Origin of the sequence: Hydrogenophaga electricum (assembly GCF_030160815.1) — a bacterium.
GTDB lineage: Bacteria > Pseudomonadota > Gammaproteobacteria > Burkholderiales > Burkholderiaceae_C > Hydrogenophaga > Hydrogenophaga electricum.
Genome location: NZ_BSPB01000103.1, coordinates 1 through 5,250, shown reverse-complemented (window position 1 = coordinate 5,250; position 5,250 = coordinate 1). Strand labels below are relative to the sequence as shown.

The 5,250-nt window shown below is 70.9% G+C and carries 8 protein-coding genes; 4 read left to right on the top strand and 4 right to left on the bottom strand.

What is annotated here, in order from left to right:
- Together QQK43_RS22670 and QQK43_RS22665 are read left to right on the top strand one after the other, a co-directional pair.
- Window positions 1-206 (top strand): hypothetical protein (locus tag QQK43_RS22670; protein WP_284309558.1); only part of this gene is annotated, 206 nt, incomplete at its 5' end.
- 119 nt (window positions 207-325) lie between these two features.
- Entirely contained in the window at window positions 326-772 is a 447-nt protein-coding gene (locus QQK43_RS22665; protein WP_234267521.1) for an acyl-CoA thioesterase, read from the top strand.
- A 9-nt stretch (window positions 773-781) separates the two neighbouring features.
- On the opposite strand, the gene QQK43_RS22660 is transcribed toward QQK43_RS22665, so the two are convergent.
- From QQK43_RS22660 to pyrF, 3 genes are all read right to left on the bottom strand, one after another.
- Complete coding sequence (locus QQK43_RS22660) at window positions 782-1,402, bottom strand: glutathione S-transferase family protein (RefSeq protein ID WP_284309557.1); 621 nt, start codon at window positions 1,400-1,402, stop codon at window positions 782-784.
- The gene (locus tag QQK43_RS22655; protein WP_284309556.1) at window positions 1,399-2,115 is read right to left on the bottom strand and encodes a glutathione S-transferase family protein; all 717 of its coding nucleotides are present in this window, start codon (window positions 2,113-2,115) and stop codon (window positions 1,399-1,401) included. Before QQK43_RS22655 ends, QQK43_RS22660 begins: the two co-directional genes overlap by 4 nt.
- Before the next feature lie 86 nt (window positions 2,116-2,201).
- Window positions 2,202-3,041 (bottom strand): orotidine-5'-phosphate decarboxylase, encoded by an 840-nt coding sequence (gene pyrF, locus QQK43_RS22650; RefSeq protein WP_284309555.1) that lies wholly within the window; start codon window positions 3,039-3,041, stop codon window positions 2,202-2,204.
- A gap of 233 nt (window positions 3,042-3,274) precedes the next feature.
- Here pyrF and QQK43_RS22645 point away from each other — a divergent pair, with 233 nt between their 5' ends.
- Both QQK43_RS22645 and QQK43_RS22640 read left to right on the top strand, forming a co-directional pair.
- On the top strand, window positions 3,275-3,616 hold the full coding sequence (locus QQK43_RS22645) for an Ig-like domain-containing protein (protein WP_284309554.1): 342 nt from the start codon (window positions 3,275-3,277) through the stop codon (window positions 3,614-3,616).
- Window positions 3,617-3,666: 50 nt separating this feature from the next.
- Entirely contained in the window at window positions 3,667-4,563 is an 897-nt protein-coding gene (locus tag QQK43_RS22640; RefSeq protein ID WP_284309553.1) for a DMT family transporter, read from the top strand.
- Window positions 4,564-4,590: 27 nt separating this feature from the next.
- Here the strand turns inward: QQK43_RS22640 and QQK43_RS22635 are convergent.
- A partial coding sequence (locus QQK43_RS22635; protein ID WP_284309552.1) for a uracil-DNA glycosylase occupies window positions 4,591-5,250 on the bottom strand: 660 nt, incomplete at its 5' end.

The window sequence follows — 5,250 nt, the reverse complement described above, 5'->3', positions numbered from 1 at the left end:
ACGCCGCGCTGCGCCGGGCGCAGGACCGGCTGGGGCACTGGAACGACCTCGATACCGCGCTCGGCCTGCTCGAACGCCAGCCGCGCCAGCGCCCGCCGGGCCGCCGGGCCTTGCGCCAGGCCCTGGAGCGCCAGCTGGCGCGGGGCCTGAAAGCGCTGCCCACGCTGGAAAAGGCGTTGGTGAGCACCCCGTCACCGTGGCGCTGAAACGCCCAACGGACGCCGCCGGTATGCCCCTGCACACAAACCGACACACCTGCTGACTTGGCAAAGCCCGCCCGGCCTGACCAGAATGGCGCATCGCCCGCACCTGAGGGAATCTGGCCATGTCCACCATCACCCTGCGTTTCCTGGTTGAACCCGGCGACCTGGGCCCCGACCACCGGGTCGCGGGCGGCACGGTCGTGAAATGGATCGACCAGGCCGGCCACGCCTGCGCCAGCGCCTGGGCACAAGGCCCGTGCGCCACGGTCTACCTCAGCAGCATCCGTTTCCAGCGCACCCTGCGGCTGGGAGACATGGTGGAGGTGCAGGCCCGGCTCGCCTTCACGGGCCGCACGAACATGAACATCATGGTGGAGCTGCTCAGCGGCTCGCTGGCACGCGGTGCGCTGATCAAGACCGCCGAATGCCTGGCGGTCTACCTGGCGCTGGACGCCCAGGGCGAGCCCCAGCCCGTGGACAGCTGGACCCCCGGCACCCCGGGCGAGATGGCGCTGGCCAGCAGCGCGCGCGAGAAGTTCGACGCCACGCGCCCCGCTCCGCTGGAGTGAGGCGGCAGGTCAGACCTGCGCGCTGGGCCGCGCGGCCATGCGGTCGCGCCAGGCCTGCAGCGCGTGGAATCCCTCGGCGCCTGCCTGGAAACGCATCAACCGGGCAAATTCGATCGCACAGAAAGCCGTGATGTCGGCAATGGTCAGGCGCTCGCCCGCCACCCAGGGCTGGCGCTGCAGCTCAGCGTCGAGCCAGGCCGCCACCTCGCGCAGCTTCTCGCCCTGGGAGCGGCCGAACTCGGGGAACTGCGGCTGCTCCAGCGGCGCCAGCCCGGGGTGCGTGTGCCGGATGCAGTGGCCGATGGGCAGCATGAAATACCACTCCACGCGGCGGTCGGCCATCTCGATGAAGGCCCGCTCGGTGGCGTCGACGCCCATCAGGTTGGGCTCGGGAAACAGGCCTTCGGCATAGGTGCAGATGGCGCGGGTTTCGGTCAGCACGCGGCCGTCCGGCAGCTCCAGCGCCGGCACGCGCGCCAGCGGGCTCTTGGCCCGGAAGGCCGCGCTCTTGTGCTCCTGCGCGTTGAGGTCGACGTTGACCAGCTCAAAGCGGTCCAGCACCCGTTTTTCGGCCAGGAACATCAGCACGCGGCGCGGGTTCGGTGCACGGGAAGCGGTGTGCAGTTTCATGCGGCGCCCCCGGTGCGGCCCGCGCGCCCCATTTCCACCACGGCCCGGGCCTCCTGCGAAAAGCGCTGCGCGGCGGCATCGCCATCGCGCGCCAGGTCGATCTTCGAAGGCGGCTGCTCAATGCCGCGCTGCACGGCGGGGCGCGCACGCAGCGCATCGCGCCAGCGCTTGAGGTGCGGCAGCCCGTCCAGCTCCACGCCCGACCAGCGGTGCGTGCGCACCCAGGCCCAGTTCGCGATGTCGGCGATGGAATAGTCGCCCGCCAGGTATTCGTGGTCTTTCAGGTGCCCGTCGAGCACGCCGAACAGGCGCCGCACCTCGCCCTGGTAGCGGTCGATCACGGCCGGGATCTTGTCCGGAAAGTAGCGGAAGAACACATTGGCCTGCCCCATCATGGGCCCGACGCCGCCCATCTGGAACATCAGCCATTGCAGCACGCGCGAGCGGCCCTGGGGATCGGCGGGCATCAGACGGCCGGTTTTTTCGGCCAGGTAGATCAGGATCGCGCCGGACTCGAACACCGCGAAGCCGCCGGCGTCGTGATCGACGATGGCCGGGATGCGGCCGTTGGGATTGATGGCCAGGAAGGCCGGCTCGCGCTGCTGATGGCGGGCCAGGTCCAGCACCTGGAGGGTGTAGGGCAGGCCCAGCTCTTCAAGGGCGATGGAAATCTTGTGCCCGTTGGGCGTGGGCGCGGTGTACAGGTCGATCACGGGGTGTCTCCTCGATGGTCAACCCATGGTAGCCCGGGCACCGGCCCGCGCGTGTCGCCGGCGCACAGCGCGCCGGCCGGGCCCGCTCAGCCGCGCGCCGCGTTCAGCACATCGCGCGTGCGCAGGGCCTCGGCCCGCGCGGCGGCGGCAAAACCCGCGTCGCCCGCGGCGTAGAGGATGGCGCGCGAAGAATTGACGATCACCGCGCCGGTGGTGGCGCCGCCCTGGCTGCGGTGCCCGGCGCGCACGGTGGCCACCGCGTCGCCGCCCTGGGCACCCACGCCGGGGATCAGCAGCGGCACGGTCGGCGCAAGTTCACGCACGCGCTCGATTTCGGCCGGGTAGGTGGCGCCCACGACCAGCCCGAGCTGGCCGTTGAGGTTCCAAGGCCCCTGCGCCAGGCGCGCCACGTGTTCGTACAGCAGGGGCTGGCCGTCGACCGACGCCAGGCGCTGGTTCTGCAGGTCGTCGCCACCGGGGTTGGAGGTGCGGCACAGCAGGAAAGCGCCCTTGCCGTGGTACTTGAGGTAGGGCGCCACGGAGTCGAAACCCATGAAGGGCGAGAGCGTGACCGCGTCGGCGCCGTAGCGCTCGAAGGCCTCGATGGCGTACTGCTCCGCGGTGGAGCCGATGTCGCCGCGCTTGGCGTCCAGGATCACCGGCACCTGCGGCGCCACGGCGCGCATGTGCGCCATCAGGCGTTCCAGCTGGTCTTCGGCACGGTGGGCCGCGAAGTAGGCAATCTGCGGCTTGAAGGCGATCACGGCGTCGGCCGTGGCGTCGACGATGGCGGCGCAGAAGTCGTAGATCTTCGACGCGTCGCCTTGCATGCCGGCCGGGAACTTCGCCGGATCGGGGTCGAGGCCGACGCAGAGCAGGGATCGGTTCTGGCGCTCTGCCGCGCCCAGCATGTCGAGAAAGGTCATCGGGCGATTTTAAAGAAGCCGCTGGTGCGCCCGCCTCCCGGCGCACCGCCCGCCGCGGCGGGCGGGCTCGGTATCCGGCGGTTTACCGAACGGAAACACAGAGGCAACCCAGCCCGGGAACCGCGTCCCTATCATGAATCCACCATGATCCACGCCCCCCTTTCCCCCTCGCTTCTCCCGGGCCACAGCCCCTCGTTTCGACGCCACGTCCTGCACAGCGCGGCGCCACCGCAGTGACCGCCTTGCTGCTGTCGCTGGCGGTCGCGGGGTGCGGCGGTGTGGACGACGATGCGCCCACCGCCACCCTGGTGACGACGCCGACCAGCGCGGCCGCCGGCGCCACCGTCACGCTGATCGCGGCGGCCATCTCCGACAACGGCATCAGCGGCATCCAGTTCTACCGGGTCGACAGCGGAACCAGCACCCTGCTCGGGACACTGAACGCCACGCCTTACCAGTTCACGACCACGGTGCCCGCCTCGGCCACGGGGTCGGTGTCCTATTTCGCCACGGCCGTCGACGCCTACGGCAACACGGGCGACAGCGACTACGCCGTCGTCACCATCACCAACTGAGTATTCCCGGGGCCGCACGCCCCGCCCCGCCGGCCGCTAACATTGCCAGGATGCCCCTGTCCCGCCGCCAACTGACCCTGCTCGTCCTGCTCACCCTCATCTGGGGGGTCAACTGGCCCATCATGAAGCTGGGCGTGACCGGGTTCCCGCCCCTGAGCTTCCGCACCCTGAGCATGTGGCTGGGCCTGCCGGTGCTGGCGGCCGTGCTGGTGCAGCGGCGCGAGCCTTTCACCATCGCACGCGCGCACTGGCGCGAACTGGGCGTGCTGACGGTGCTGAACATGCTGTTCTGGCACACGCTGGCCATCCTCGCGGTGCAGTCGCTCTCCAGCGGGCGGGCGGCCATCCTGGGCTACACCATGCCGGTGTTTTCGGCCGTGATCGGCGCGCTGTGGTTCCAGCAGCGGCTACCGGCGCGCGCCTGGGGGGGCGTGCTCGCGGCGGCGCTTGGTGTGGTGCTGCTGCTCTGGCACGAAGTGATCTCGCTCACCGGCCGGCCGCTGGGCGTGGCCATGATGCTGGCCGCGGCCGCCGTCTGGGCCGTGGGCACGCAACGCATGCGCCGCACCACCATGCCGGCCTCGACGCTGACCATCAGCTTCTGGATGACCCTGCTGACCGCGCTCTGGATGACCCTGCTGTCGGTGGTGTTCGAGCGTGGGGCCTGGAGCGCCCCGAGCCCGGCGGTGTGGGCCGCCATCGTCTACAACGCGCTGGGCGTGTTCGCCTTCGCCCAGGTGGTCTGGCTCATGCTCGCCCGCGACCTGCCCCCCATCGCCTCCACGCTCTCGGTGATGTTCATTCCCGTGCTCGGCGTGTTCAGCGGCGCACTCTGGCTCGGTGAAGTGCTGCACTGGCAGGACTGGGCCGCCGTGGCCCTGGTGGTCGTGGCCATCGCCACGGTCCTATGGCCTGCGGGAAAGGGGAACACCCCCCTGCGCGCCTGACGGCGCTTCCCCGTCTCTGGCGCGCCGTCAGGCGCGCAGGGGGGTGTTCACCGTCTCCATCGCCAGGCACAGGTCTTCCCAGGCCTTGCGCTTGTCGGCCGGGGTGCGCAGCAGGTAGGCGGGGTGGTAGGTGACGATGACGGGCACGCCCTCGTAGCGGTGCACGCGCCCGCGCAGGCGGCCGATGGGTTCGGTGGTCTTGAGCAGGGACTGCACCGCAAAGCGCCCCATGGCCAGGATGATCCTGGGCTGCACCAGCGCCACCTGCCGCGCCAGGAACGGCTCGCACTGTGCCACCTCTTCGGGTTGCGGATTGCGGTTGGCCGGCGGGCGGCACTTGAGCACGTTGGCGATGTAGGTACCACCGCCCGGCTGCCCTTCGGCGGGCTCCCGGGTGCGGCCGATGGCGCGCAGCATGTTGTCGAGCAACTGGCCGGCCGGCCCCACGAAGGGCTGGCCCTGCCGGTCTTCCTGTTCACCGGGTGCTTCGCCGATCACCATCCAGTCGGCCTGCTGGTCGCCCACGCCGAACACAGTCTGGCGTCGCGTGCGGCACAGGCCGCAGGCGGTGCAACCGGCCACGGCCTCGGCCAGCGCGGGCCAGTCCATGGCCCCGACGCCGGCCGGCCGCTCGCCCAGAGTCACGGCCGGGGCGGGTGCAGGCACCGCAGGCGGGCGCACGGGAGC

Excerpts from the sequence above, each read along its gene's own strand:
- QQK43_RS22665 (WP_234267521.1), top strand. The coding sequence starts at position 326 with ATGTCCACCATCACCCTGCGTTTCCTGGTTGAACCCGGCGACCTGGGC.
- pyrF (WP_284309555.1), bottom strand. The coding sequence starts at position 3,041 with ATGACCTTTCTCGACATGCTGGGCGCGGCAGAGCGCCAGAACCGATCC.
- QQK43_RS22660 (WP_284309557.1), bottom strand. The coding sequence starts at position 1,402 with ATGAAACTGCACACCGCTTCCCGTGCACCGAACCCGCGCCGCGTGCTG.
- QQK43_RS22640 (WP_284309553.1), top strand. The coding sequence starts at position 3,667 with ATGCCCCTGTCCCGCCGCCAACTGACCCTGCTCGTCCTGCTCACCCTC.